This window comes from Streptococcus sp. KHUD_013, assembly GCF_052588545.1.
Window position 1 is genome coordinate 957,137 of the sequence record NZ_CP186264.1, and the last position, 25,526, is coordinate 982,662.

Consider the following 25,526-nt stretch of genomic DNA (forward strand, 5'->3'; position numbering starts at 1 on the left):
CTCTTTTAATAAATTGTTTCAGTTAAGCTGAATTTGTCAAAATTCCCCTTTCATGGTATACTATGGGAGTTAATTTTGCTAAGGAGATTGAAATGAATAACTTACCAAATTGTCCAAAATGTCATTCAGAATATGTCTATGAAGATGGAGCCCTCTTGGTCTGCCCAGAGTGTGCTTATGAATGGAACCCAGCTGAAGTCGTAGAAGAAGAAGGTGTCGTAGCGATTGATGCCAACGGAAACAAATTGGCTGACGGTGATACTGTTACCTTGATCAAAGACTTGAAAGTCAAAGGTGCACCTAAGGATTTGAAACAAGGAACGCGCGTGAAAAATATCCGTATCGTTGAAGGCGACCACAACATCGATTGTAAGATTGATGGCTTTGGCGCAATGAAACTCAAATCAGAATTTGTGAAGAAGATCTAAAAATAAGAAGAAGGGCCTGGCCCTTTTCTTTCAGGAGAATACTATGAAATTCAAATTATTGTTTAGCTATCGTTTTCTATTGTTTATCTTGAGTGTCATTGGTGTTTATCTGCAACTCACTAAGCATGGTGGCTTTGGGATGATGCTCTATTACACTATTTTATCCAACATGTTGGTCATGTTCTTCATGGGTGACATGGTTTGGCGCATGCTTCGTGGTCGTTCGACCCAAACCCAGGGCTATCTTCGCTTGAAGGGTGGGGTCACCATGTCTATCATGATCACCTGTGTCATCTATCACTTTATGCTAGCACCCATCGCGACACCTGAGAAGTTTTACCGCTTGGAAAACTTCCTCTGTCACTACATTGTTCCCTTGATGTTCTTCTTTGACACTCTGGTGATTGATAAACCAAAACAGTATCGGAAGTTAGATCCGTTGGCTTGGACTGTGCTTCCCGTTCTTTATATGCTTTTTGCTCTTCTCAACGGTTTGGTCCTTAAATGGCCAGTACCTGGCGCGAAAGACAGTCCTTTCCCTTATTTCTTTATCAATGTCAATCGTTTCGGCTGGCTCTATGTCGTTAAGATGGCGACGATCATTTTTGTCGCTTATTTAGTTGCTGGATTTGGTTTGTTTGCCTTGAAGAAAATTGGAAAAAAGGAACGGACCACCATAGAATAGAAGCTTTGTGATCATAAATCCGAACATTACAAGAAAAAAATAAGTTTTTTCTTGCATCCCTCTATAAACTGTGATATAGTATGGATAATTAAATAGTCCTTTAATCCTGTCCCGTGAGGCAGGCAAGGAGTCTGATCAAAATAAGGGGTAGACTGGATGCATTCTAGATACTATCTCTTAGCATTTTTCTGAAGCCTCCTTGCAAAGGGAGGCTTTTTTCTATCAATTAGGAGGAAAAGATGAAGATCAAAGAAGTCGTTGATGATTTAACGATGAAACGGGCCATCACCCGTATCACCTATGAAATCATCGAACGGAATAAGGATCTGAGCCAAATTGTTTTGGTAGGGATCAAAACTCGTGGCGTATTCATTGCCAATCGCATCAAAGAACGGTTAGCACAGCTAGAACAAATAGAAGTTCCAGTCTGTGAATTGGATACCAAGCCTTTCCGTGATGATATTAAAGTAACAGAAGATTCAACCTTTTTACCAGTAGATATTACTGGCAAAGATGTCATCCTGATTGATGATGTCCTTTATACAGGTCGGACTATTCGAGCTGCCATCGATAATCTTGTCAGTCGTGGACGTCCATCGCGCGTCAGCCTGGCTGTCCTAGTGGATCGTGGTCATAGAGAATTGCCGATCCGACCAGATTATGTTGGAAAGAACATTCCAACAAGTCGATCAGAGGAAATCATTGTCGAAATGACGGAGCTAGATGGTCAAGATCGTATCTTGATCGAGGTGAGTGAATAAGGTAGTTTTCAAATCGTCGCTATATACAGGAGCGACTGAGGGAGCTTCCTGTATCGTTTTCACATATGCATATCTTTGGAATGGAGTTACAACATGTCTACAAATCAAATCGCACTTAAAAACCTTGTCTCAATGGAAGCTTTATCAAACGAAGAAGTTATGGCCTTGATTAAGCGTGGGATTGAGTTTAAAAATGGAGCAAAAGCTCATTATGACGAGCAACATATCGTGGCTAACCTCTTCTTTGAGTCGTCAACACGTACGCACAAAGCATTTGAAGTGGCTGAGTTGAAATTAGGTTGTGATCTCCTTGACTTTGATGTGAAAACGAGCTCTGTAAACAAGGGTGAAACTCTTTACGATACAATTTTGACCATGTCAGCTCTCGGAGTTGATATCTGCGTCATCCGTCACCCAGAAGTAGACTACTACAAGGAATTGATTGAAAGCCCAACCATCACAGCCTCTATTGTCAACGGGGGCGATGGATCTGGTCAACACCCAAGCCAAAGTTTACTAGACTTGATGACCATCTACCAAGAGTTTGGTCACTTTGACGGTTTGAAGGTTTGTATCGCTGGTGACTTGGATCACTCACGGGTTGCAAAATCCAATATGCAAATCTTAAAACGCTTGGGGGCAACCCTTTACTTTGCTGGTCCAGACGAATGGAGAAGTGAAGAATTTGAAGAGTATGGAACCTTTGTCACCATCGATGAAGTGATTGAAGAGGTTGATGTGATGATGTTCCTCCGTGTTCAACACGAGCGTCATGACTATGAGTCTCTCTTCTCAAAAGAAAACTACCATCGTTTGCATGGGTTGACACAAGAACGCTATGATCGTATGAAAGACACAGCCATCTTGATGCACCCAGCTCCAGTAAACCGTGATGTGGAGATTGCCGACCACTTGGTAGAAGCTCCTAAATCACGTATTGTGGAGCAAATGACCAACGGTGTCTTCGTCCGCATGGCTATCATTGAAGCAGTATTAGCTGGACGTAAATAATAGATTAGAAAAAGAAAGGAGAAGTGAGAGGGTCTACAATCTGGTGGTCTTTTCTCACTTTTCTTTTTGGAGTTTGTAAGGAGAACTTATGGTAAAACGTCTCTTGGTATTAGAAGATGGGACGGTTTTTGAAGGAACTGGTTTTGGAGCGGATACCTATGTTAGTGGCGAATTGGTCTTGAATTCTGCCATGACGGGTTATCAGGAGTTGATCACCGACCAGTCCTATAAGGGGCAAATTTTAGCCTTTACATTTCCAGTTATTGGAACAACAGGAATCAATCGAGATGATTACGAATCGATTTTTCCAGGTTGTCTAGCTGTGGTAGTGAACCAATTAGCGAGCCATCCCAGTAATTGGCGCAAACAACTATCCTTAGATGCTTACCTGAAAAAACACAACATTCCAGGGATTCAAGGAGTGGATACTCGAAAGCTGGCTAAAATTGTTACAGAACATGGAAGCATGAAGGCAACGGTGGTTAATGAAGGGGATGCGATTGAGCATATCCTAGATCAACTTCGGGCAACCGTCTTGCCTTTTGACCAAGTCCGTCAAGTATCGACTAAAACCCCTTATGCTGCACCAGGATTTGGAAAGAGTATTGTCTTGATCGACCTGGGCTTACGTCACTCCGTTTTACGTCAATTAATCGCGAGAGGATGTAATGTAACAGTCGTTCCCTATTCCGTTAAATTGAAAGAATTGAAGGATTTGCAGCCGGATGGGATTATTCTATCCAGTGGTCCAGGGAATCCCCATCATATTGATAGTATTTGCCAGGTCATTGCTAAAATTGATCCTCATATACCGATTATGGGAATCGGCTTGGGGGCAGAATTACTGGCCCTTGCCCACGGAGGAAGCCTCACCAAACTAAAAAGTCCTCATCGAGGACTCAACATTCCTGTAAAAGAGGTTGCTACCGGGAAGGTCGAAATTACTAGCCAGAATCATCAGTACAACATTGAACGCGATACCCTTCCACGTGATTTTCTGATTACCCATGAGGAGCTTCATGATCACTCTATCGAGGCTTTTCGTCACCGATATCTTCCCTTGATTGGTGTCCTCTATCATATTGAGTCCAGTCCAGGACCAAGAGAAAGTCTCTATTTCTATGATGAATTTATGGATCTGATTGAAAGTAAATTAGACGAAAGAAGGGAGGAGTTATGGTCATGAATCAAGTAACACTTTTGTGTGCAGAATCCTTCAATGATGTCAGTTTGCTTGGAGCACTCACTTCTTGTCCCTTATTAAAAGAACGTGGCTACCAAACAGAAATCCTCTATTGTGGAGATGAGAACGAGATTACCAAAGAAGCAGGAGATGCTGTTTCCGTTATTCGTTTAAAGTTGGATAGTCTAAAAGAAGCCCTTCTAGCAACAAATACAAGAAACTTACTACTGTCTTTTGCTGACAAGCAACTCCTTGGCTTATTATTCCGATTGGAGGAAATTGGGTTTCTTAAGGATCACAAGATCCGTATTCTAGGAACTTCGCTTCGGCAGTACAGAGCCTTTTACCATCAGGCAGACCAAAAGTCATTTATACAGGACTTGGGTTATCAAGTTCCTTCCTCTTCCTTGGTTTCGACAGTCAGAGAGGCCATTGAGTTTTCGGAGCAGATTCAATTTCCTATTGTTGTTTGGCCACTTGCCAGCAAGCATGGGCAAGGCCGTCGGATCGCTAATAACTTGGATGATTTATGTGAGGCTGTCGAAAATGGGCTAGAAGTATCGCCACAAGGTCAGTGTTTGTTGGAGTTCTCGACAGTTGGTTTCAAAGAGTTGGAATATGTCGTAGTCCGAGATCGACAGGATAATTATTATCTTGCGGGAAATATTGAGAGTGTAGACCCGGTGGGGATTCATTCCAGTGATTCCTATCAAGTCATCCCTAGTCTGACCTTGACGGATACAGAGCACCAGACCTTGCGGGAGGCAGCTTTGTCGATTGTTCGACATCTGAGATTGGTTGGAGCGACCTCCATCAAGTTTGCGCTAGATCCAAAGAGTTATCAATTTTATATTCTTGAAGTCAATCCTTTTGCCTCCGATTCCTTTTCGACAATGTCCATGGCCTTAGGTTATTCGCTTTATCATCAAGCTTTGTGCCTCAAGTTGGGGGATCATCTCTTAGACCTGCCCCATCCAACAATGAAGGGATTAACAGCCTTGTTTGAGCCGAGTCTTGACCGAATTTTGTTTAAACTCCCTGTCTTTCCAATAGAGAAAATTTCAAGGGTCCTCAATACGCAGATTAACTCAATCGGTGCTCTCTATGGGTTTGGGACTAGTCTAGAAGAAGCCTATCAGCAAGCTGTTGACAATTTTGGTTCGGACCAATGGCCTAAGAATATTCTAAAGGATGTTTCGGACGATGAATTGATTCAACGGATTGCTAAACGGATGCCCTACAGATTTTCATCTATTTTAGAAGCTCTACATAGAGGATTTGAAATGGAGGAAGTTTGTGACTTGAGTCGTATGGATCCTTTCTATCTCCAGTTCTTGTATAATATCTACTTATACGAGAGTCAAGAAAAGCCCCAAATAAATCATTCTTTAAAGTTTCACCCTTTGGATTTGACGGCTGGATTTGGTCATGTTGGAGAAGGAGTGACCTTCTTTAGTTCTATTTGTGGAGAGGACGAGGCATTAGACTGGAGTGATTGGACCTTGTTGGTTGATCGAGGATCTCCAGACGAACCTAGAAGGATTCTACAAATCATTGAACGTCTGAGAACAGAGAAGGAAGCTGGAAGAAAAGTAGTCCTTCTTAGTAATCTACCTTTCGTTGGCCAAGTGGCTAATACCTGCTTACGAATTCCTCTTTCTGTTTATGAAAGTTACCAGAGTCAAATCGATGGACAGTTTGCTAGGGTAGAATACATGGATTAAAAGAAATTAAAAAAGAGTGGGACAGAAATCGGTAATTCGTTAGAATTCGATTTCGTCGTCCCACCTCCGCACAGTCGAGTAGGTCTGTAAAAGCTGATGAAATCAGCGTAGTAGAGCCCACTCAACCACTGCGTCTTGCTCGACCATCCAAAAACAATTAAGAGGCTAGGACTTTTGTCCCAGCCTCATTTTTGTTAAGTATATGGAATTAAGAATGGCTAACAATACCAATAATGGTGTCAACGGCACGCTCCATGGTTTGAAGACCGACATATTCAAAGCGACCGTGCATATTTTCGCCACCAGCGAAGATGTTTGGAGTTGGAATTCCCATGAAGGAAATTTTAGACCCATCTGTCCCACCACGGATTGGTTCAATGATTGGTGTAATACCCAAATCTTCCATAACTTCTTTAGCCAAGTTGACTGGTGTCATGTCTTTCTCGATGACTTGTTTCATGTTGTAGTACTGGTCTTTAAGAGTCAAGAGAACACGTTCGGCACCAAGTTCTTGGTTCAACTTGTTTGCGATGTCTTCCATCATGGCTTTACGAGCTTCGAAATTCTCTGTCTCAAAGTCTCGGATGATGTAGCTAGCGTGGGCTTCTTCAACAGTACCATCTACATTCATCAAGTGGTAGAAACCTTGGTAGCCATCCGTTTTTTCAGGGCGGTCTTCTTCAGGCAGTTGATTGTGGAAGTCAATTGCTAACTGAAGTGCATTCACCATTTGGTTCTTAGCAGTACCAGGGTGCACATTGCGGCCTTTGAAGGTAATTTCAGCTCCTGCAGCGGAGAAGGTTTCGTATTGCAATTCACCAAGAGGACCACCGTCAACTGTATAGGCAAAGTCAACATTGAAATCTTCTGCATCAAACTTATCTGCTCCGACTCCGATTTCTTCATCTGGTCCAAAGCCAACTCGGATTTCGCAGTGTTTGATTTCTGGATGAGCATTCAAGTATTCGATGGCTGTCATAATCTCAGCAATCCCTGATTTATCATCTGCACCAAGAAGGGTAGTACCGTCAGTAGTGATCAAGGTTTGACCTTTGTAGTTAAGGAGGTTAGCAAAGTCAGCAGGATCTAGTGAATAACCAGAATCACCAAGAGAAATAGCGCCACCATCATAGTTTTCAATGACTTGTGGGCGGATATTCTCAGCATTGAAATCGGCTGTATCCATATGTGAGATAAAACCAATCTTTCGGGTGAGACTTGGATCGTTTGCTGGAAGAGTTCCAATGGCAAAACCATTTGGAAGATAGTAGACATTCTGAAGTCCAACTCGTTCCATTTCAGGGAGTAGCACATTCTTAGCAAACTCTACTTGAGAAGCTGTACTAGGAGTTGTTGTTGAAGTCTCATCAGAGCGAGTGTTGACTTTGACGTAGGTTAAAAATCGTTCTAATAATGTTGGGTATTTCATTTGTTTTTCCTTTTCTAGTTCTGTGCTTGTAAAACATAGCGCTTGATAGCAGTAGCGACACCGTCTTCTTCGTTAGAAGTTGTTGTGACATCAGCCAAGGTTTTGATAGGATCTGGAGCATTGCCCATAGCAACTCCAAGACCTGCGTACTCAATCATTTCAATATCATTGTTCTCATCGCCGATAGCCATGACTTCTTGCCTTGGTATTCCCAAGTATTCAGCCAGTGCCTTTAAGCCGGTCGCTTTATTTACCCCTTTAGGAAGGATCTCAAATAGGATCGGTTGGGAGCGAATAGTGTGGAAGCGCTGGGCTAATACTTCTTCATAGGTCTCTTGAAAGACATCAATCTGCTCTTTCTGATCGATAAACATACCTTGGAAAATGGGTTGCGCTTCAAAGACTTCTTCCAAGCCAAGTGACACAGGCACTGCAGAAACGATGCTAGCATCCATTTTAGCTATTTCAGAAGGTTCCAGATTCAAAATGATATAGCGATTTAAATCGAACAAACTTAATTGAGGATGAATCTCCAGCGTCAACTGATCGAGATAACCCAAATCTTCTTCAGATAAGGCATTATAACTGATGACGGACCAATCTGATGATTTAACAGTTGTGCAACCGTTGTTAATCACAGAGTAGGAGTGGTTACTTTTGAAGCCAATTTCTTCAAAAATTGGACGAACACCAGAGAGAGGGCGACCTGTACAGATGACGACGTGTACACCAGCAGCTTCAGCATCCAAAAGAGCCTGCTTATTAGCAGGACTAATGGTTTTGTCTGGTGATAAAAGGGTCCCATCTAAATCAATAGCAACTAATCGAATCATAGCTCATCCTCCTTAGCTGGAAGAAAGCTAGCAATGACTTTTCCGATGACCCTCGGTTCCTCTTCTAAAGGAATAATCTTATCACTATACTTTTTATTGAGGGAAACGAGACGAATCCCTTGGGCTTCACGGAAGACACGCTTGATCAAGGTTTGCCCGTCGTACTCAATAGCATAGATTGCACCGGCAGTATCGTAGAAAGTTTGCTTGATTAGGGCAACAGATCCCTTTGGATATTTAGGTTCCAGCGAGTCTGTATGAATCCAAAGTGCTAGATCGTAGGCCAGTTTTTGATCAAACCAAACCAAATCTCCCTTAGAAGCACTTTGACTTGCAGCATAACTATCGAAGACGGTATATGGTGTGTATTTTTTCTCGATACGTTTCCGTTCAGCCTGTAGAACCAACAGGCGATTGGCTTCCTCTAAGAGTGAATCTTGAAAATCCTCATCCAGTTGCTTATAGATAAACTCAATCTTAGAATCCTCCAAGGTATCTGGTTGTCCATAACGAGGATCTAGGTCAGAGATGGGGATTTCAAAGAAGCTAGCAATCTTTTCTAAGTTCTCACTGACTGGAAGAGAAGTCCCTTTCACATAGCCGGTCAAAGTACTAGCTGGAATACCAGTTGTACGAGATAAATCGACCTGTTTCTTATTTTGAACCTTTAATAGTTCTCTTATTTTTTCGGAAATAATGCGCAAAGCCTCTTTATCTTGTGGGCTTGCTTTTCCACGTCCTCTTGCCAAGAGCTTCACCTCCTTTTACATTACAACTCATTATAGCGAATTAAATCGAAAAAGTAAACAAAAACCTTACACAAATGAAGAATTTATCCAATTTCGATATAAATCATATATAGCCAGATTTGATTTCTTAAAACTAGCCAAGAAACAGCCTTTTTGTTATAATATACTGAATAGTTTTATAAGGATGAAAAAATGAATTTAGAAGAATTAAAGAAACGACAAGAGAAGATTCGGAACTTCTCCATTATCGCCCACATTGACCACGGAAAGTCAACCTTGGCGGACCGAATCTTAGAAAAAACTGAGACCGTTTCTAGTCGAGAAATGCAAGCCCAGCTTTTGGACAGCATGGACCTAGAACGGGAACGTGGAATCACTATTAAGCTCAATGCTATTGAGTTGAACTACACGGCTAAAGATGGGGAAACCTACATCTTCCACTTGATTGACACCCCAGGACACGTGGACTTTACTTATGAGGTTTCTCGTTCACTGGCTGCCTGTGAGGGGGCCATTCTTGTAGTCGATGCGGCTCAAGGGATTGAAGCTCAGACCCTAGCCAATGTTTACCTGGCTTTAGATAACGATTTGGAGATTCTACCAGTCATTAACAAGATTGACTTGCCAGCTGCAGATCCAGAACGTGTGCGCACAGAAGTAGAAGATGTGATCGGCTTGGATGCTAGCGAGGCAGTTCTTGCTTCTGCCAAGGCTGGTATCGGGATTGAAGAGATTTTGGAACAAATCGTCGAGAAAGTTCCAGCTCCTACTGGAGATGTAGCCGCTCCATTGCAAGCCTTGATCTTTGACTCAGTATACGACCCATATCGTGGAGTTATCCTTCAAGTTCGGGTTGTCAATGGTATGGTGAAGCCTGGCGACACCATCCAGTTGATGAGCAATGGCAAGACCTTTGATGTGACTGAGGTAGGGATCTTTACTCCTAAAGCAGTTGGTCGTGATTTCCTTGCGACAGGAGATGTTGGTTATATTGCGGCTTCTATCAAGACTGTTGCGGATACCCGTGTCGGGGATACGGTGACCCTAGCGACCAACCCAGCAAGTGAGCCCCTTCATGGTTACAAGCAAATGAACCCAATGGTCTTTGCCGGTCTTTACCCAATCGAATCTAACAAATACAATGATCTTCGTGAAGCCTTGGAAAAATTGCAATTGAATGACGCTAGTCTTCAATTTGAGCCTGAAACATCTCAAGCCCTTGGTTTTGGTTTCCGTTGTGGTTTCTTGGGTCTCCTTCATATGGACGTTATTCAGGAACGCTTGGAGCGCGAGTTCAATATTGACTTGATCATGACAGCGCCGTCTGTAATCTACAAGGTCAATTTGACAGATGGAGAAGTGCTAGATGTGTCCAACCCGTCTGAGTTTCCAGATCCAACCAAGATTGCTTCGATTGAAGAACCTTATGTCAAAGCGCAAATCATGGTGCCGCAAGAGTTTGTTGGAGCTGTCATGGAATTGGCCCAACGCAAACGTGGGGACTTTGTAACCATGGACTACATCGATGAAAATCGGGTTAATGTGATCTATCAAATCCCACTGGCGGAAATTGTCTTTGATTTCTTTGATAAATTGAAATCCTCTACGCGTGGCTATGCAAGCTTTGACTATGAGTTGTCTGAATACCGTCCATCTAAATTGGTTAAAATGGATATCCTTCTTAATGGCGATACCGTCGATGCCCTCAGCTTTATCGTTCACAAGGACTTTGCCTATGAACGTGGGAAACTGATCGTTGAGAAGCTCAAGAAGATTATTCCTCGTCAACAGTTTGAAGTGCCTATCCAAGCAGCCATCGGTCATAAGATCGTGGCCCGTACAGATATCAAAGCCCTTCGTAAGAATGTCTTGGCCAAGTGTTATGGTGGTGACGTATCACGTAAACGTAAGCTTCTTGAAAAACAAAAAGCTGGTAAGAAACGCATGAAGGCCATTGGGTCCGTAGAAGTACCACAGGAAGCCTTCTTGTCTGTTCTTTCTATGGATGAGGAGTAAGCTTCTCTTTGATTATTCGAACAAATCAAACGTCCCGCTAGGGGCGTTTTTGTATCGGACTAGACAAATAGCGCTTTCAAAACTTCATTGAACGTGATAAACTAGAGGTATCAAAATCCATCACAAAGGAGAGGAAAGATGAAAAATAAGTTCCTACTAGCGACCGTCTCGGTCTTATCAGCTGTTGCCCTTGTAGCTTGTAGCACACCTAAAAAAGAGTCTAGAAAACCATTGTCATCTGAATCTAGTTCCACTGAGGTGGTAAAAAAGAGCAAAAAATCCTCTAGTAAAAAGACTTCTAGCAAGGTGGAGTCAAAATCATCTGATGATACCAAGAGTTCTGTCGAAACCAAACGGGTTGGTTCTCCAGATTATGGTTATATCGATATCCCAAGCAAGTGGATTAAATTTACAGATATAGATGGTGGAGACAGCATTCAATTTACGGATGGAAGTGCCTACAACATTGTTACCATGAACGGGTATACCAAAGAGAAGGCGAATGTTGGTGAAGGGGAAGTCTTTAACGCAGAGTTGATTGCGAACCGAATTGCATACTATTGGAATGACAATAAAGAAGTAGAGAAAATGTGGGGAGCGAAAACCACTGTCTCAGGGAATGAAGCCTTGCAGCTCAATATTATCCTTAAATCTGGACAGTACCTCATTACTTGGGTCTTCCAAAAGGATGATAAGGTATACTTGATGTCTTTTGAAGGGGATCCAGAGACCTTGGCTCAATTCATTCCTTACATTGAGGAAACTTGGAGTTTGGATGAAAAAGGTCCGAAAGCCTAAGTTCTTATGAAGAATAAGCCAATATGTCCAAGCTCAAAAGCGTCTGATAAAAGTCATGAGGCGATGGAAAAGTAGCTACTATGGGAAATTGATTTCTTTTAATCGAAGATCTTGAGGGTAGGATAGAATGAGTGGTGTCTTCCATTTGTTTTAACCTGCTCTTTTTTTGTTGAGTATGGTATAATGCTCTTATCCATTTAGCAATTAGAAAGTAGTTTATGTCTCAAGAAATTGACTTAGAAAAATACCATCAGTTAGCGCTTCAAAAACAAAAGGAGCACCGCAAGGTATTGGCAAATCTGAAAAAGAAGCCCCCTAAAAATCTAGATAAAATAGCCCAAGAGATTCACGATGAAGTCTTTCAAGAAATTGATTGTACAGCCTGTGCCAACTGCTGTAAGACCCTAGGACCCGATTTTAAGGAAGCAGATATCACGCGCATCGCCAAGTATTTCAAAATGAAGCTTCCTGCTTTTGAGGCTGAATTTCTTCAAGTCGATGAAGATGGAGACAAGGTTTTTAAATCCATGCCTTGCCCTTTCTTGGGAGGTGATAATCTCTGCTCCATCTATGATGTGCGTCCGAAAGCCTGTCGAGAATTCCCTCATACAGACCGCAAGAAAATCTATCAGATCAACCATCTGACCATCAAGAATACTCTCACTTGCCCAGCGGCTTATTTATTTGTAGAAAAATTAAAGGATCGTTTGTAATGACATATACATTTTTACTTTTTGACCTAGACCACACCTTGTTGGACTTTGATACAGCGGAGGAAGTGGCCTTAACGCAATTCCTCCAAGATCAGGGGGTTCAAGATATCCAAGCCTTTAAAGATTACTACAAACCCATGAACCAAGGCCTCTGGAAAGATTTGGAGCAAAAGAAGATTAGCAAGAAAGACTTGATTAATAGCCGGTTTGCCATTGCCTTTGCCCATTTTGGTAGAGAGGTAGATGGTGAAGAGATGGCTCTTCGTTACCAGGACTACATTAGTCAACAGGGACAGACTTTCTCAGGAGCAGAAGACTTGTTAGCTAAGCTAGTAAAAAGAGGTTACCGGCTCTATGGTGCTACCAACGGCGTTACTGCCATTCAACAAGGGCGTTTGAAGCAATCAGCCATTACCCCTTATTTCAAAGAAATTTTCATCTCTGAACAATTAGGAACTCAAAAACCGGAAGTGGCCTTTTACGAAAAGATTGGGAACCTGATCCCAGGATTTGCTAAGGAACAAGCTCTCATGATTGGGGATTCTTTGACGGCGGACATCGCTGGAGGCAATGCTGCGGGGATTGATACCGTCTGGTACAATCCGGATCACAAAGAAAATACCAGTCCAGCAGTGCCGACTTATGAAGTGGATTCTTATGAGGCCTTATTGGCGCTCTTGCGAAAAGATTAGCCTAGTACGGATACCAGTTGCTTTCAGTTAGAGCTAAAAAGGAATTGACCTGAAAAGAAGGAGAGTGTAAACGGGGATAAATGATTAGAAAGAGTTTATTTTTTCAATTTCTTATTCGACTAGCTTATATCCTCCTATTAGCTGGTGCAGCTTTCTATCTGTTATGCTCGTTGAATGGGATGGATTGGGACCAAGCTACTATCCAGGAAAGAAAAGGGTTTCGAGCGTGGATCATGCTTGGCTGCACGGTTTCTTTCATTCTCATTCGGCAAGTATTCGAATTTGTTCGTCTGATTTGTAAAACAAGCAGAAGAGGCAGAGAGTTTTCGCAGGAATGGATCGAATCAATCTCTTTGCGGGAAATAGAGAAGGAAGCGGAATTCAGAGAACCGAGGTTGAAATTACTAGTATATAAGGGCTATTTGATAACCTATCGGTCTTGTTTCGACTATCTGAGAATAGATGAGGACATTTGGAAAATCCAACTTCAGAAATTTCAAAAGTATAGTTATAGTAGATACTCTGGTAGAAACAAATCACTTCTTCCTCCTAAGTATTTTCTTGTGTTAAGGGATTTTGACTACAAGGAATACTATCTCGCTATTAGCTATCAGAAAGAGGAGTGGTATCACTTTTGGTCCTATCTGATCAGGGAATATCCATGGATAGAGTGCAGCGGTGATGTGGAGGAACATCAAATATAAGCGTTTCTTTAAGTACATGAACAAGTTTTGTTCAAATTTCATTCCATTACAAACTAGCTCTCGGGCTAGTTTTTTGTTATTATGGAAAAATGATTATATTTAAACAAATACCATTCAATATCAAGAAATGGGTCGGCTACCTGGTTCGTGCATTCTTCACAGTGGTCGCTCTCTTGATTTGTTTTCTCTTTTATTTTACTAATCAAGAAGAAAAAGAAATCCAACAGCAAATTTCTGGATTTTATCAGGAAGCGGGATTTAAAGGAGACCTACATTTTAAAGCAGCTAAACTCCATGGGATGTCGACCAAATATGCTTATACCTATCAAGAAAGAGTTGAGGGAAAGACGGTTCAGTTTGACTTTCCCGATGCGACTCATCTATCAAAAGAAGAAACTGGGAAAAACTATGACACGGCAGGAGAACTGGCTCAACATTACAACAGTTGGTTAGTAGCCCCGTTCTTCGAAAGAGCCTTTACGGAATCTCAAGGATTTCAACAAGTGACGCAAGAGATAAAAGAGCGATTTTATCAACAAGGCCTCGAGGTAAGCGAGGTTCGTCTTCAGTTACCAATCCAAAATCCCGATTTTGAAGATCAGTTAGCAAGAGACTTACTGGCTGCTGAAAAAGCTGGAGAGACAGATCTTCGAGGAATTCTGACTTTAAATTATGCTACCTACCGCCAAATTAAGGGATTTTCCTTTACCATCACAGTGACTTCCCTCGCCAAAGAATTTGAAGGAAAGCACTTGGATGTATCCGGTCTTCCTCCTGGGAACTATGTGATTGAATCGGATTCCAAAAATGAAGGATCTTATTACTTTGAGATCGATTAAAAAATTTTTAATAGTGTCAAGTTTTTTTCTTGACAGGTCTATAAAATGTGTTATAATAGATCATGTGCTAAATAGCTTGTCTATTTCACCGAAAATTAAAATATAGAAAAGAGACTTATAAAAATGGCAGTTAAAATTCGTTTGACTCGTATGGGTTCTAAGAAAAAACCTTACTACCGTATCAACGTAGCAGATTCACGTTCACCACGTGATGGACGTTTCATCGAAACAGTTGGAACTTACAATCCACTTGTTGAAGAAAACCAAGTAACTTTGAAAGAAGACCGCGTTCTTGCATGGTTGGCTAATGGAGCTCAACCTTCAGATACAGTTCGCAACATCCTTTCAAAAGAAGGTGTCTTGAAGAAATTCCACGATTCTAAATTCTCAAAATAATCAAAAAGTAGGTTGATGTATGGATACGATTGAAAATCTTATTATTGCAATTGTGAAACCTTTGATTTCACAACCGGATGCCTTAACCATCAAGATCGAAGATACTCCTGAATTCTTGGAGTACCACCTTGACCTTGATCCTAGCGATGTTGGTCGAGTGATCGGTCGGAAAGGTCGCACCATTTCTGCGATAAGAACGATTGTCTACTCTGTCCCAACTGAAGATAAAAAAGTAAGAATCGTTATTGACGAAAAATAAAAAGGCGGGATTTTATCCCGTTTTTTTGTTGGAGCACTCAGGGAGCAACGTTGAGAATTGTTGCTGAACGTGATAAAATAGAGTGAATAAACTACACTGGAGAAATCATGAATTACTTTAATGTTGGGAAAATAGTCAATACCCAAGGCTTACAAGGAGAGATGCGGGTCTTGTCTGTAACAGACTTTGCGGAAGAGCGCTTTAAAAAAGGAGCTGAATTGGCCCTCTTTGATGAGAAGGACCAGTTCGTCCAAACAGTGACCATTGCTAGCCATCGCAAGCACAAGAACTTCGACATCATCAAGTTTAAGGATATGTACCATATCAATGCCATCGAAAAATTCAAGGGCTTTAGCCTCAAGGTTGCGGAAGAAGACTTGACGGATTTGGATGAGGGCGAGTTTTATTACCATGAGATCATAGGCCTTGATGTATACGAAAACGACCAACTAATCGGTCAGATCAAGGAAATCCTGCAACCAGGTGCCAATGATGTCTGGGTAGTCAAAAGAAAAGGGAAACGTGACCTTCTCTTGCCTTATATCCCACCAGTAGTGCTCAATATCGATATTCCGGGTAATCGGGTCGATGTGGACATCTTAGAAGGGTTAGACGATGAAGATTGATATTTTAACCCTCTTTCCAGAGATGTTTTCGCCTTTGGAGCACTCGATCGTCGGCAAAGCGCGTGAGAAAGGCTTATTAGAGATCAACTACCATAATTTCCGTGAAAATGCAGAAAAGGCGCGCCACGTGGATGATGAGCCCTATGGTGGTGGGCAGGGTATGCTCTTACGTGCTCAGCCAATCTTCGATGCCTTTGATGCGATTGAGAAAAAGAATCCGCGCGTGATTTTACTGGATCCTGCTGGTCGGACCTTTGATCAATCTTACGCAGAAGAGTTAGCTCAGGAAGAAGAATTGATCTTTATCTGTGGTCACTATGAGGGTTATGACGAGCGGATCAAGACCTTGGTGACAGATGAGATTTCTTTGGGGGATTATGTTCTAACGGGCGGTGAGCTAGCAGCCATGACCATGATTGATGCGACAGTCCGCTTGATTCCAGAGGTGATCGGAAAAGAGTCCAGCCACCAGGATGATAGTTTCTCGTCTGGTCTCTTAGAGTATCCTCAATACACACGGCCTTATGAATACCGAGGGATGACGGTTCCAGATGTCCTCATGAGTGGTCACCATGAAAATATCCGTCAATGGCGTCTTTACCAGAGTTTGAAAAAGACCTTGGAGCGTCGCCCTGATCTGCTAGAAAACTATGAATTGTCAGCAGAAGAAGAAAAAATGTTGAAGCAAATTAAACAGGAAGACTAACAGCGACAGCTGTTTTTCTTTTGCACTAAAATTAGAAAAAATCTTTCCCATCCTACTAGTTATTGGTAACAAAATGTGGTATTCTTATGAAGAGAGAAGAGAAATGAAAAAGTTTTGGTGGAGATTGCAATGAGCAAAAAATTAGGAAAATCAGTCTTTACAACGGGTGTCGCTGCGACAACCCTCTTTTCAGCTTTGGCTGGGCATAAGGCGCAAGCGGAGGAGACCACTCAGAAGGATGCTGCTGATCAGCAGTCGACGGATATGACTGGAATGGATTCAAGTTTTATGGATATGAATATCTTAAATGAACAGTTGTTAAAAGCTGAAAAAAGAGTAGAAGACCAACGTTTGCGCTTGAACCAGGCTCAATCCGAATACAATGTAGCCAAGTCTGGTCTTGAAGCTGCTGAAGCTAACTTACAGAATACTGAAATAAGGATTCAAAACCCCAATCAAAGCTCCATTGGCAAAACTGAAAATGAAGTTGCGGTTGCAGAAGCAGTTGTTACTTTGGAAGAAGACAAGGTACGCCAAGCAACAGAAGCCGATCGCCAAGTCCGTTTTGCCATCAAGAATCAAGAGAATAAAATTGCTGCCCAACAGTTACTTGTAGATATTGCGGGTAATGAATTGAGAAAAGCCAAACAACCCATCCAGAACGATGAGATAGTATTAGCCAACGCACAGCAAAAAGAGGAGCAGGCGCAAAACGAATTAAAAATAGCTCAAGCATTAGTAGTTAATCTGACAGAAACTCATGCCAATGTGCCTCAGGTCTTAAAGCAGGTTTCCAGTGAGATTGCTGGTGCACAGGAGAAAATTGAGCGACTAGCCTATCAAATTTCCCTAAAAGAAGTGGAGTTAGAACAGGTCCGTGAAGCGGCAATGCTAAGTCCCATCAATCTTCAACAGGCAAGCTATGAGAGGTTGCTTCAAGAGTGGGCCAAAGCAGGTGACCAAGATGCTGTCGAAGCCTTGTCTCTTTATAGCCGTAGGAGTGAAGAGGACCAGCTGGCAGGTGGAAAGGTCACTAGATTAGATAACGTCTTAAAAGCGTTAGAAATCGTAGATACGATTAATCAGTACCGTCGCCAGGCTGGTTTAGAGGAACTCTTGGTAGATCCTTATCAATTGCCTTCTAGTCAACTTCAAACAGAGTATTATGTAAACCATCGAAAAGGATTGTCCAGTTACCAAGAGAATGAGAATGTTGTCTGGGGCTATCGACCTAGAGAAGCGGTTGCCTTCTGGTATAGTGAAAAAGACCACTATCGTCAATTAGCCAAGCAATTCAATTTACCGACGGATGAAAGTCAGCTAAATCCTAGTCAGATCTCCAGAAAAGTGGGACCGGAGCTATTTGCTAAGGTTGGCCACTATGTCCACATGATGGGGAATCAATACAAGGCTATTTCAGTAGCCTATGATCCAGATTTAGAAGTATCTCAAGCAGCTTTCTTTGAAGAAGGAAGCCCGCTTTATACTAGTGAAGAACTGACCAAGTGGATGAGAAAAGTTGCCAATGCAAGGACGACAAAAGCGGATGTGAAGGCTGTAAAAAATACACTGGAGAGCCTAAAGGTCGAAAAGATTAACCAAGAGTCTCGTATCAATATCCTTTCTGGTCATTTATTCGATGTTAAGAATTCTCTTGCAAGTCATGAGCAACTATTGGCGCGTGCACAACGTAACCTTGCTTCAGCGATGAAGAAATGGCAGGCTGCGTCGATAGAAGTCAAGGAAGCGGAAAACTCACTGGCAGTATCACGGGCTCGGATACAAGGTAGTATTAGCCCGAAAGAAGAAGCCTTGAAAAATGTTGCTCTAGCATTAGAAGAAGATAAAAAGCAATTAGAAGCTTTACAGAATGCAGCAAAAGAGACTGCATCTAAGCTTGAAGGAGCACATGTCCAACTTCAAATCGCTCAAAAACAATTAACGCAAGCCAAAGGTCATCTGAAACTGTTTACCAATTCATCTGAACTGCTAGTTGATGCCCAAGCCTTGGTGGCTTCCGCAAAAGCTGAACTCGAAGAGAAAAAAGTAGAATTTGAAACAGCTTTTGCAAGTTTCATGGCTTATCAAAAAGAAGCTAGTGAGTTCAGGAGTCGGATAGAGAAAATTCAGTCAAATGAGGATGGAAACCAACCCGTAGTAGCAGGAGAGGAAGAAGTTACTGATCAGGCCCAAGTTTCGTTACTGGCTTCTACTCAATCAGAAGATCACTTGCAAGACGAAGCTAACCTTGAGAAACCTACTGGAAAAGACGAACACAGAAGTAAAAGGGGATTATCCAAATGGTTCCGAGGGCTTGGGTTTAAAAAAGATGAATAGTTGTTAAAGTGAGAGTGGGACAGAAATCGGTAATTCGTTAGAATTCGATTTCGTCGTCCCACCTCTGCACAGTTGAGTAGGGCTGTAAAAGCTGATGAAATCAGCGCAGTAGAGCCCACTCAACCACTGCGTCTTGCTCGATAATCCAAAGACAATTGAGAGGCTAGGACTTTTGTCCTAGCCTCTTTTTGTATAATCTAGCAGTTAGAGAAAAAGGATAAAACAATAGTATAATACTATACTATTGTTTTATCCTTTATAACCCTACCATTTAAGTAGATAATAGTAGGGTAAAAATTATCTGTATAAAGAATGAGTATAGTTCTATGAGTAAAAAAAGAAGGCTTTCAAATTATTTGCTATCCAAAACTTTCTGTGCTATAATTTTCATGAAGGAAGAAAAAGTGTCGATACAAAATATGCCGTTATTATCAGTTTTTTAGGCAAAAAAATGTGGGAATCTGACTGATGTGTTCATTTTTAAAATAGGCCTTAAAAGAAAATGAACGTTTCATTCAGGTGCTCTCCTCGCCTATATAAACTGGTAAAATGGTTGATTTACACTTATGCATAGGTTTTTTCATCCTTTTAATATATAATACTATTCTAATGGAGATTATTGATATGGATAAAAAATATAGATATGTAACTCGGGCTATCTTAGCCTCTGCTGTAGCAGTTCCAGTATTTGCTGCGTCGAATGTTCAGGCTGAGAGCTATAGCTGGAACACCAGTCGTTATATCTACAGTTACTATACTCCAAGTTATGGTTACAATAATTACAACTATAACTACGGCTATAATAACTATGATTATTACTATGGCTATAATAATTACGGCTATAATAATTACAATTATGGCTATAACTATGGTTATAACAATTGGAACAACTACTATGGCTACAACAATCTCACACATGATGAGAATTACATTTACTGGAATGGCAACCACTACTATCGCATGAGTGATGGAAGTTACCGAATCTATCGCAATGGGCAATGGCTACCGTTGACCAATCGTAATAACTCTAGAAATAATCTAGCCAACGATCCTCATTACCTTTATGAGAATGGTTACCATTACTATTTATTAGAGAATGGGGATTACTATTACTATCAAAATGGTAATTGGGTATTTGTGAAGAATTCTAGCGAAACAGAAAATCCTGTAACGCCGGATACTCCGACACCTACTCCAACACCTACTCCAACACCAACACCAACTCCAACCCCAACACCGGAGGAACCAAATCCGTCTGATAAACCAGATCAACCGGTGGAACCATCAGAACCAGCTACACCTGAAGATACAGGTAACTTGGTCTTCCCTGAGAATCCGCCATTTGTAGGTGCAGATGGTGAATTCGATCCATTCGCTCCAACTCCTGAGAATCCAGCTGAGCCAAAACCAGAAGAGCCAGTTCAACCAGAAGTACCTGGAAATGACGGATTGGTAACAACTGACCAGCCAAGTGAAAACCAAATTCCACCATACGTTGAAACACCAGCAGAAGGATTGGAACACCTTCCTTGGGCGCCAAATGGTCGTGTACCTAAGTTGGTCTACCCACCTGGTAAGCCTGGATCAGCTGCTTTGCGTAACGATAAGAACTATTACTTTGATGGGACAACCCATTACTACTATGTTCCATCTGACACAGAAGCTACAGGATATTCTGCATACTGGAAGTGGATTGATGGTAAATGGAAACTTCAAGGAATGACAGATCCAAATGATCCTGTCATCGATCCAAAATTCCACGAAGATGCCAAAGATGACGAGTATGCTTACAGCGATCGTGACTCAAGTGTGAAACTATACTCTACCAATGTAGTAGAAACAGTCAAAGCCGGCAAACCGTTACCGTTCAAAAACGTCGAAGAATTTAAGAACTATGTCATTGAAAAAATGAATCCTAAGTTCATTGACAACGCAGGTTGGGATTGTAAAGTAGAGTGGGAAATTGAAGATCCTGAACTCTTTGAACAATCAAAAGAAAATCCTTGGGCAAAAGACTATGTCTTGATTGCTAACTTGAAGAGTGGTGTCGACGAAAAAGAATACAAAGACGTTGAATTCGGTTATGTGAAATTCGTATTCCGTGTTGAAGCAACAGACGATACCAACTATATTTCTTTAGATAAGGCCAAAGAAGCGTTTGCTAAAATCAATGAACTAAGAAAAGCTCAAGGCTTGAAAGAATTGACTTGGTCTGATGATATCTACAACAATCTTTCTCTTCCAAAAGCAAACCAAATCTCAAGACAATATGATAGCACAGGCTTCGTAGCTCGTCGTGAAGAAGACCCAGCAACTGTGGCAACGAAATGGTTCAACAGTGGCTTGCGTGAATTGTTACTAGATCCAAACGCAACTGAAGGTGCGGTAGCAGCAGTTGTAAATGGTGATGGTTACTATTACTGGGCTTATAATTATAAATAATGTTTTCTCTGGATAAACATCCCAGATTCCTTACATAACATAAAAGAAGGTATCCTAGTGATACCTCAGCTTGAAGATAAAGTCTTCTAAAAAACTTTCCTTAGGTGAGTACGGACGTCAGCGAACTTCGAAGAAGTTCCATGACTTAGTTTTGAATCTAAGGCTTCAAAACTCCCGAGTGCTTGAAACTAGTGTTTCAAGCACTTTTCTCACGGCGGAAAGTTTTAATCTTCTTAAATAGCACAATAAGTCATTTTTTTAAAGTACTAGCTGTTTTATTTATAATAATAGTTTGTCTCCATTCAAAGGTATCCTAGTGATACCTTTTTTGTTCTGTCAGAAACTGATGCAGAGTTTAAGGGGGGATGGAGGAATTGTTCAAGCGTTAAGTAGCTAGATTTAAAGAGAGAATGATGGACGATTTTAAAGAAATTGATAGAAAGTGAAAGAAAATGATAATTAGTGCTTGACTTTGAAAGATAAGAGAGTATAATAGTCCTTGTAATCGTTTCCGAAAGGAGGTTATATGTTAAAATCTGAACGAAAACATATCATTTTAGAAAAGGTTATCAAAGAGCGAATCGTCTCTATTGAAGATTTGGTTCAAGAGTTAAACTCTTCAGAATCAACGGTTCGGCGCGATTTAGATGAATTAGAAGCTGAGAATAAACTAAGACGGATTCACGGTGGAGCTGAAAGTCTTCATTCCTTGCAGGAAGAAGAAAGCAATAAAGATAAAGCAATCAAAAACGTGCAAGAAAAAACTGCTATTGCAAAAAAAGCAGCTGAATTGATCAAAGATTTTGAAGTTGTCTTTATCGATGCGGGAACTACCAATGAATTATTAGTTAATGAATTGGCTAATCCAACCGTTACAGTTGTGACCAATTCCATTCACCATGCAGCGAGTTTAGTGGAGAGAGATATTCCGACGGTCATCATCGGGGGGATGGTCAAAACTTCGACTGACGCTAGCATCGGCGGGATGGCCTTGAATCAAATCGGTCAGTTAAGTTTCGATCGAGCTTTTATTGGGATGAATGGCGTCGACCTAGAGTCGTACAGCACACCGGATCTTGAAGAGGGGGCCGTCAAACGGGCCATTTTAGAGAATGCAAAGAATACTTACATTCTTCTAGACTCGTCAAAACTTGGGCGGACATCTTTTGTTAAGGTAGCTCCAGTGAAGAAAGCAACCATCATTACCAATGCTTCAGATACGGAAATCCTTTCTAAATTAAAAGAAAAAACGGAGGTTATTGAGGTTTGATTTATACAGTTACATTAAATCCAGCGATTGATTACATCGTCCGTCTCGATCATGTAGAGACAGGGGCGGTCAATCGGATGGCTTCGGAAGATAAATTCGCCGGTGGTAAAGGAATCAATGTCAGTCGTGTCTTAAAGCGTCTCGATATCGAGAACACAGCGACTGGATTTATCGGTGGTTTCACAGGACGCTTCATTGAAGACGTACTGACCAGCGAAGCTATTTCAACCAACTTTGTGACAGTGGACCAAGATACACGGATCAATGTCAAGATCAAAGCCGATGAGGAAACAGAGATCAATGGGAATGGTCCAGAAGTGACGGAAGCTCAGTTGCAAGAATTGCTCAACATCTTATCGAGCTTAACAGCAGATGATGTGGTAGTCTTTGCAGGATCTGCCCCATCTTCACTTGGGAATGCTGTTTACAAACAATTGATTGCAGCAACTCGTGCGACAGGTGCGCAAGTCGTTTGTGACTTTGAAGGGCAAACCTTGATTGATTCCTTGGAGTTCAATCCCCAATTGGTCAAACCAAACAACCATGAGTTGGGAGCTATTTTTGGCGTTACCTTGACGGAATTGCCAGAAATTGAACGCTACGCCAAAGAAATCTTGGCCAAGGGTGCACAAAACGTCATTATTTCTATGGCGGGTGATGGTGCTCTCCTTGTCAGTCCAAGCGGTACTTACTTTGCAAAACCAATCAAAGGTCAAGTGAAGAACTCTGTCGGGGCTGGAGATTCCATGGTAGCAGGCTTCACTGGGAAGCTCGCAACAACAGGAAATGTCATCGAAGCCTTCAAATGGGGCGTGGCTTGTGGAACAGCGACTACCTTCTCAGATGATTTGGCGACAGCTGACTATATAAAAGAAACTTATGAAAAAGTAGAGGTAGAAAAACTATGAAAATTCAAGACGTTTTAAATAAAAACGTGATGTTGTTTGACCTTCAGGCAACAGATAAAGAGGGTGTGATCAATGAAATGGTCCAATCACTCGTTGACAATGGTGTGGTGACAGATTTTGAAACTTTTAAAACTGGAATCATGAACCGCGAAGCACAAACTTCAACTGGTTTGGGTGATGGAATTGCTATGCCTCACAGCAAAAACGAAGCTGTCAAAGAAGCAACAGTCTTGTTCGCAAAATCAAATAAGGGTGTGGACTATGCATCGCTTGATGGACAACCAACAGACTTGTTCTTCATGATCGCCGCACCAGAAGGAGCAAATGACACTCACTTGGCAGCCCTTGCTGAATTGTCTAAGTACTTGATGAAACCAGGATTTGCGGACAAACTTCGCCAAGCAAGCACTCCTGATCAAGTTATCGCTGCCTTTGATGCAGAAGAGCAAGAAGCTGCAGTTGAAGAAGCGAAAAAAGCAGAAGCAGTCAAAGAAGCAACTTTGTCTGACAAACCTCTCATCGTTGCTGTTACAGCATGTACAACAGGGATCGCCCACACTTACATGGCAGAAGAAGCCCTCATCAAAAAAGGGGAAGAAATGGGTGTTACGGTCCGCGTTGAAACCAACGGTGCATCTGGTGTCGGCAATCGCTTGACAGCTGAAGAAATCGCAAAAGCTGAAGGGGTCATCATTGCAGCGGATAAAGCAGTTGAAACCGCTCGTTTCGATGGCAAAAAATTGATCTCTAAACCAGTCGCAGCAGGTATCCGTCAGACAGAAGAATTGATCCAAACCATCTTGGATGGCAAAGCAGAAGTCTTCCACGCTGAAAATGCTGCACAAGCTAGCGCTAGCCAAGAAAAATTAAGCTTGGGTGGAGCCTTCTACAAACACTTGATGAGTGGGGTTTCTCAAATGCTTCCATTCGTTATCGGTGGTGGTATCTTGATCGCCCTTGCCTTCTTGATTGACCAAGTTATGGGTGTGCCGACTGATATAGAGTCATTGAAACAACTTGGTTCTTATAATCAACCTGCTGCTTATTTCATGACTGCTGGTAAAGCTGCCTTTGGTTTCATGTTGCCAATTCTTGCAGGATTTATTGGATTCTCTATTGCAGAAAAACCAGGTTTGGTAGCTGGTTTTGTAGCAGGAGCGATTGCTGACAGTGGTGCAGCCTTTGGAAATGTTGCATACGGAGCTACTAAAGCAACTATTCCTGCCGCACAAAGTTCCGGTTTCCTTGGAGCCTTGGTTGGTGGTTTCCTTGCAGGTGGAGTGATTCTTGTTCTTCGTAAAGTTCTTGCAGGTCTTCCGCGTACACTCGACGGTATCCGTTCAATCCTACTCTTGCCATTGCTTGGTGTTGGATTTACCGCAGCAATTATGTTTGTATTGAACATTCCAATGTCAGCTATTAACACTGGAATGAATACTTTCCTTACAAATCTTGGAGGAAGTTCAGCAGTCCTTCTTGGTCTTCTTGTCGGTGGTATGATGGCTGTCGATATGGGTGGACCAGTTAACAAAGCTGCTTATGTATTTGGTACAGGTACTTTGACAGCATCAGCTCTTTCTGGTGGTGGTTCTACTGTTATGGCGGCAGTTATGGCAGCTGGTATGGTTCCTCCATTGGCAGTCTTTGTAGCAACTGTCTTGTTCAAAGACAAATTTACTAAAGAAGAACGCGATTCTGGTTTGACTAACATTGTTATGGGACTTTCCTTTATCACAGAAGGTGCCATTCCATTTGGTGCGGCTGACCCAGCTCGTGCTATTCCTAGCTTCATCGTAGGTTCAGCATTGACAGGTGCTCTTGTTGGCCTTGCAGGCTTGAAACTCATGGCTCCTCACGGAGGAATCTTCGTTATCGCTCTTACATCAAATCCACTTCTTTACATCTTGTTCGTATTGATCGGTGCAGTCGTCAGTGGTATCTTGTTTGGATTTCTTCGCAAACCTAAAAACTAAACATGCTAAAAGGTTGGGAATGCCCAACCTTTTTTCTTCTTTCT

At 41.8% G+C, this 25,526-nt stretch carries 23 protein-coding genes; 20 read left to right on the top strand and 3 right to left on the bottom strand.

Annotated features, from left to right (window positions below):
* Positions 1-92 precede the first annotated feature (92 nt).
* The 6 genes from ACOXXR_RS04435 (at position 93) to ACOXXR_RS04460 (ending at position 5,792) form a co-directional block, all read left to right on the top strand.
* The gene (locus ACOXXR_RS04435; RefSeq protein ID WP_414284068.1) at positions 93-428 is read left to right on the top strand and encodes a zinc ribbon domain-containing protein YjdM; all 336 of its coding nucleotides are present in this window, start codon (positions 93-95) and stop codon (positions 426-428) included.
* A 43-nt stretch (positions 429-471) separates the two neighbouring features.
* Positions 472-1,113 (top strand): Pr6Pr family membrane protein, encoded by a 642-nt coding sequence (locus tag ACOXXR_RS04440; protein WP_219074355.1) that lies wholly within the window; start codon positions 472-474, stop codon positions 1,111-1,113.
* A 239-nt stretch (positions 1,114-1,352) separates the two neighbouring features.
* Positions 1,353-1,874: a bifunctional pyr operon transcriptional regulator/uracil phosphoribosyltransferase PyrR gene (gene pyrR / locus ACOXXR_RS04445; protein ID WP_123159143.1), complete on the top strand. Its 522-nt coding sequence runs from the start codon at positions 1,353-1,355 to the stop codon at positions 1,872-1,874.
* 93 nt (positions 1,875-1,967) lie between these two features.
* Entirely contained in the window at positions 1,968-2,885 is a 918-nt protein-coding gene (locus ACOXXR_RS04450) for an aspartate carbamoyltransferase catalytic subunit (protein WP_023023366.1), read from the top strand.
* 88 nt (positions 2,886-2,973) lie between these two features.
* On the top strand, positions 2,974-4,071 hold the full coding sequence (locus tag ACOXXR_RS04455; RefSeq protein ID WP_445278837.1) for a carbamoyl phosphate synthase small subunit: 1,098 nt from the start codon (positions 2,974-2,976) through the stop codon (positions 4,069-4,071).
* A complete protein-coding gene (locus ACOXXR_RS04460) occupies positions 4,068-5,792 on the top strand; it encodes an ATP-binding protein (protein ID WP_445278838.1) in 1,725 nt (574 codons plus the stop codon). Before ACOXXR_RS04455 ends, ACOXXR_RS04460 begins: the two co-directional genes overlap by 4 nt.
* Before the next feature lie 208 nt (positions 5,793-6,000).
* On the opposite strand, the gene pepT is transcribed toward ACOXXR_RS04460, so the two are convergent.
* From pepT to ACOXXR_RS04475, 3 genes are read right to left on the bottom strand one after another with little or no spacing between them, the layout of a single operon-like run.
* A complete protein-coding gene (gene pepT / locus ACOXXR_RS04465) occupies positions 6,001-7,221 on the bottom strand; it encodes a peptidase T (RefSeq protein WP_445278839.1) in 1,221 nt (406 codons plus the stop codon).
* A 14-nt stretch (positions 7,222-7,235) separates the two neighbouring features.
* A complete protein-coding gene (locus ACOXXR_RS04470; RefSeq protein ID WP_445278840.1) occupies positions 7,236-8,054 on the bottom strand; it encodes a Cof-type HAD-IIB family hydrolase in 819 nt (272 codons plus the stop codon).
* Positions 8,051-8,803: a LexA family transcriptional regulator gene (locus ACOXXR_RS04475; protein ID WP_048788868.1), complete on the bottom strand. Its 753-nt coding sequence runs from the start codon at positions 8,801-8,803 to the stop codon at positions 8,051-8,053. The genes ACOXXR_RS04470 and ACOXXR_RS04475 overlap by 4 nt, the downstream gene beginning before the upstream one ends.
* A 192-nt stretch (positions 8,804-8,995) precedes the next feature.
* Here ACOXXR_RS04475 and lepA point away from each other — a divergent pair, with 192 nt between their 5' ends.
* The 14 genes from lepA (at position 8,996) to ACOXXR_RS04545 (ending at position 25,482) form a co-directional block, all read left to right on the top strand.
* A complete protein-coding gene (gene lepA, locus ACOXXR_RS04480; protein ID WP_048716124.1) occupies positions 8,996-10,819 on the top strand; it encodes a translation elongation factor 4 in 1,824 nt (607 codons plus the stop codon).
* Positions 10,820-10,957: 138 nt separating this feature from the next.
* Positions 10,958-11,617, top strand: a complete 660-nt coding sequence (locus ACOXXR_RS04485) for a hypothetical protein (protein ID WP_272078482.1) — start codon at positions 10,958-10,960, stop codon at positions 11,615-11,617.
* Positions 11,618-11,835: 218 nt separating this feature from the next.
* Positions 11,836-12,330 (top strand): YkgJ family cysteine cluster protein, encoded by a 495-nt coding sequence (locus ACOXXR_RS04490; RefSeq protein ID WP_061564019.1) that lies wholly within the window; start codon positions 11,836-11,838, stop codon positions 12,328-12,330.
* Entirely contained in the window at positions 12,330-13,022 is a 693-nt protein-coding gene (locus tag ACOXXR_RS04495) for a YjjG family noncanonical pyrimidine nucleotidase (protein ID WP_195323885.1), read from the top strand. Before ACOXXR_RS04490 ends, ACOXXR_RS04495 begins: the two co-directional genes overlap by 1 nt.
* A 793-nt stretch (positions 13,023-13,815) precedes the next feature.
* A complete protein-coding gene (locus ACOXXR_RS04500) occupies positions 13,816-14,565 on the top strand; it encodes a hypothetical protein (RefSeq protein WP_445278841.1) in 750 nt (249 codons plus the stop codon).
* A gap of 123 nt (positions 14,566-14,688) precedes the next feature.
* A complete protein-coding gene (gene rpsP, locus ACOXXR_RS04505; RefSeq protein WP_123159150.1) occupies positions 14,689-14,961 on the top strand; it encodes a 30S ribosomal protein S16 in 273 nt (90 codons plus the stop codon).
* A gap of 19 nt (positions 14,962-14,980) precedes the next feature.
* The gene (gene kphA, locus ACOXXR_RS04510; protein ID WP_003001620.1) at positions 14,981-15,220 is read left to right on the top strand and encodes an RNA-binding protein KphA; all 240 of its coding nucleotides are present in this window, start codon (positions 14,981-14,983) and stop codon (positions 15,218-15,220) included.
* A 107-nt stretch (positions 15,221-15,327) separates the two neighbouring features.
* Positions 15,328-15,846 carry a ribosome maturation factor RimM gene (rimM, locus tag ACOXXR_RS04515; protein ID WP_023023341.1) on the top strand — a complete coding sequence of 173 codons (519 nt, stop codon included), beginning with the start codon at positions 15,328-15,330 and terminating at the stop codon, positions 15,844-15,846.
* Positions 15,836-16,552, top strand: a complete 717-nt coding sequence (gene trmD / locus ACOXXR_RS04520; protein WP_445278842.1) for a tRNA (guanosine(37)-N1)-methyltransferase TrmD — start codon at positions 15,836-15,838, stop codon at positions 16,550-16,552. The genes rimM and trmD overlap by 11 nt, the downstream gene beginning before the upstream one ends.
* Positions 16,553-16,681: 129 nt before the next feature.
* Complete coding sequence (locus tag ACOXXR_RS04525) at positions 16,682-18,889, top strand: secretion protein (protein WP_445278843.1); 2,208 nt, start codon at positions 16,682-16,684, stop codon at positions 18,887-18,889.
* Positions 18,890-19,513: 624 nt separating this feature from the next.
* Positions 19,514-21,331: a CAP domain-containing protein gene (locus ACOXXR_RS04530; protein WP_445278844.1), complete on the top strand. Its 1,818-nt coding sequence runs from the start codon at positions 19,514-19,516 to the stop codon at positions 21,329-21,331.
* Positions 21,332-21,857: 526 nt separating this feature from the next.
* Positions 21,858-22,601, top strand: a complete 744-nt coding sequence (locus ACOXXR_RS04535; RefSeq protein WP_445278845.1) for a DeoR/GlpR family DNA-binding transcription regulator — start codon at positions 21,858-21,860, stop codon at positions 22,599-22,601.
* A complete protein-coding gene (gene pfkB / locus ACOXXR_RS04540) occupies positions 22,598-23,509 on the top strand; it encodes a 1-phosphofructokinase (RefSeq protein WP_445278846.1) in 912 nt (303 codons plus the stop codon). Before ACOXXR_RS04535 ends, pfkB begins: the two co-directional genes overlap by 4 nt.
* Entirely contained in the window at positions 23,506-25,482 is a 1,977-nt protein-coding gene (locus tag ACOXXR_RS04545) for a PTS fructose transporter subunit IIABC (RefSeq protein WP_445278847.1), read from the top strand. The genes pfkB and ACOXXR_RS04545 overlap by 4 nt, the downstream gene beginning before the upstream one ends.
* Positions 25,483-25,526: the final 44 nt, after the last annotated feature.

What these genes read in the sequence shown, in the direction of transcription:
- kphA (WP_003001620.1), top strand. Translation starts at nt 14,981, where the DNA reads ATGGATACGATTGAAAATCTTATTATTGCAATTGTGAAACCTTTGATT.
- ACOXXR_RS04530 (WP_445278844.1), top strand. Translation starts at nt 19,514, where the DNA reads ATGGATAAAAAATATAGATATGTAACTCGGGCTATCTTAGCCTCTGCT.
- ACOXXR_RS04495 (WP_195323885.1), top strand. Translation starts at nt 12,330, where the DNA reads ATGACATATACATTTTTACTTTTTGACCTAGACCACACCTTGTTGGAC.
- ACOXXR_RS04455 (WP_445278837.1), top strand. Translation starts at nt 2,974, where the DNA reads ATGGTAAAACGTCTCTTGGTATTAGAAGATGGGACGGTTTTTGAAGGA.
- ACOXXR_RS04545 (WP_445278847.1), top strand. Translation starts at nt 23,506, where the DNA reads ATGAAAATTCAAGACGTTTTAAATAAAAACGTGATGTTGTTTGACCTT.
- pyrR (WP_123159143.1), top strand. Translation starts at nt 1,353, where the DNA reads ATGAAGATCAAAGAAGTCGTTGATGATTTAACGATGAAACGGGCCATC.
- ACOXXR_RS04470 (WP_445278840.1), bottom strand. Translation starts at nt 8,054, where the DNA reads ATGATTCGATTAGTTGCTATTGATTTAGATGGGACCCTTTTATCACCA.
- pepT (WP_445278839.1), bottom strand. Translation starts at nt 7,221, where the DNA reads ATGAAATACCCAACATTATTAGAACGATTTTTAACCTACGTCAAAGTC.
- ACOXXR_RS04435 (WP_414284068.1), top strand. Translation starts at nt 93, where the DNA reads ATGAATAACTTACCAAATTGTCCAAAATGTCATTCAGAATATGTCTAT.
- ACOXXR_RS04450 (WP_023023366.1), top strand. Translation starts at nt 1,968, where the DNA reads ATGTCTACAAATCAAATCGCACTTAAAAACCTTGTCTCAATGGAAGCT.
- ACOXXR_RS04490 (WP_061564019.1), top strand. Translation starts at nt 11,836, where the DNA reads ATGTCTCAAGAAATTGACTTAGAAAAATACCATCAGTTAGCGCTTCAA.
- ACOXXR_RS04535 (WP_445278845.1), top strand. Translation starts at nt 21,858, where the DNA reads ATGTTAAAATCTGAACGAAAACATATCATTTTAGAAAAGGTTATCAAA.
- ACOXXR_RS04460 (WP_445278838.1), top strand. Translation starts at nt 4,068, where the DNA reads ATGAATCAAGTAACACTTTTGTGTGCAGAATCCTTCAATGATGTCAGT.
- lepA (WP_048716124.1), top strand. Translation starts at nt 8,996, where the DNA reads ATGAATTTAGAAGAATTAAAGAAACGACAAGAGAAGATTCGGAACTTC.
- trmD (WP_445278842.1), top strand. Translation starts at nt 15,836, where the DNA reads ATGAAGATTGATATTTTAACCCTCTTTCCAGAGATGTTTTCGCCTTTG.
- rpsP (WP_123159150.1), top strand. Translation starts at nt 14,689, where the DNA reads ATGGCAGTTAAAATTCGTTTGACTCGTATGGGTTCTAAGAAAAAACCT.
- rimM (WP_023023341.1), top strand. Translation starts at nt 15,328, where the DNA reads ATGAATTACTTTAATGTTGGGAAAATAGTCAATACCCAAGGCTTACAA.
- ACOXXR_RS04525 (WP_445278843.1), top strand. Translation starts at nt 16,682, where the DNA reads ATGAGCAAAAAATTAGGAAAATCAGTCTTTACAACGGGTGTCGCTGCG.
- ACOXXR_RS04500 (WP_445278841.1), top strand. Translation starts at nt 13,816, where the DNA reads ATGATTATATTTAAACAAATACCATTCAATATCAAGAAATGGGTCGGC.
- ACOXXR_RS04485 (WP_272078482.1), top strand. Translation starts at nt 10,958, where the DNA reads ATGAAAAATAAGTTCCTACTAGCGACCGTCTCGGTCTTATCAGCTGTT.
- ACOXXR_RS04440 (WP_219074355.1), top strand. Translation starts at nt 472, where the DNA reads ATGAAATTCAAATTATTGTTTAGCTATCGTTTTCTATTGTTTATCTTG.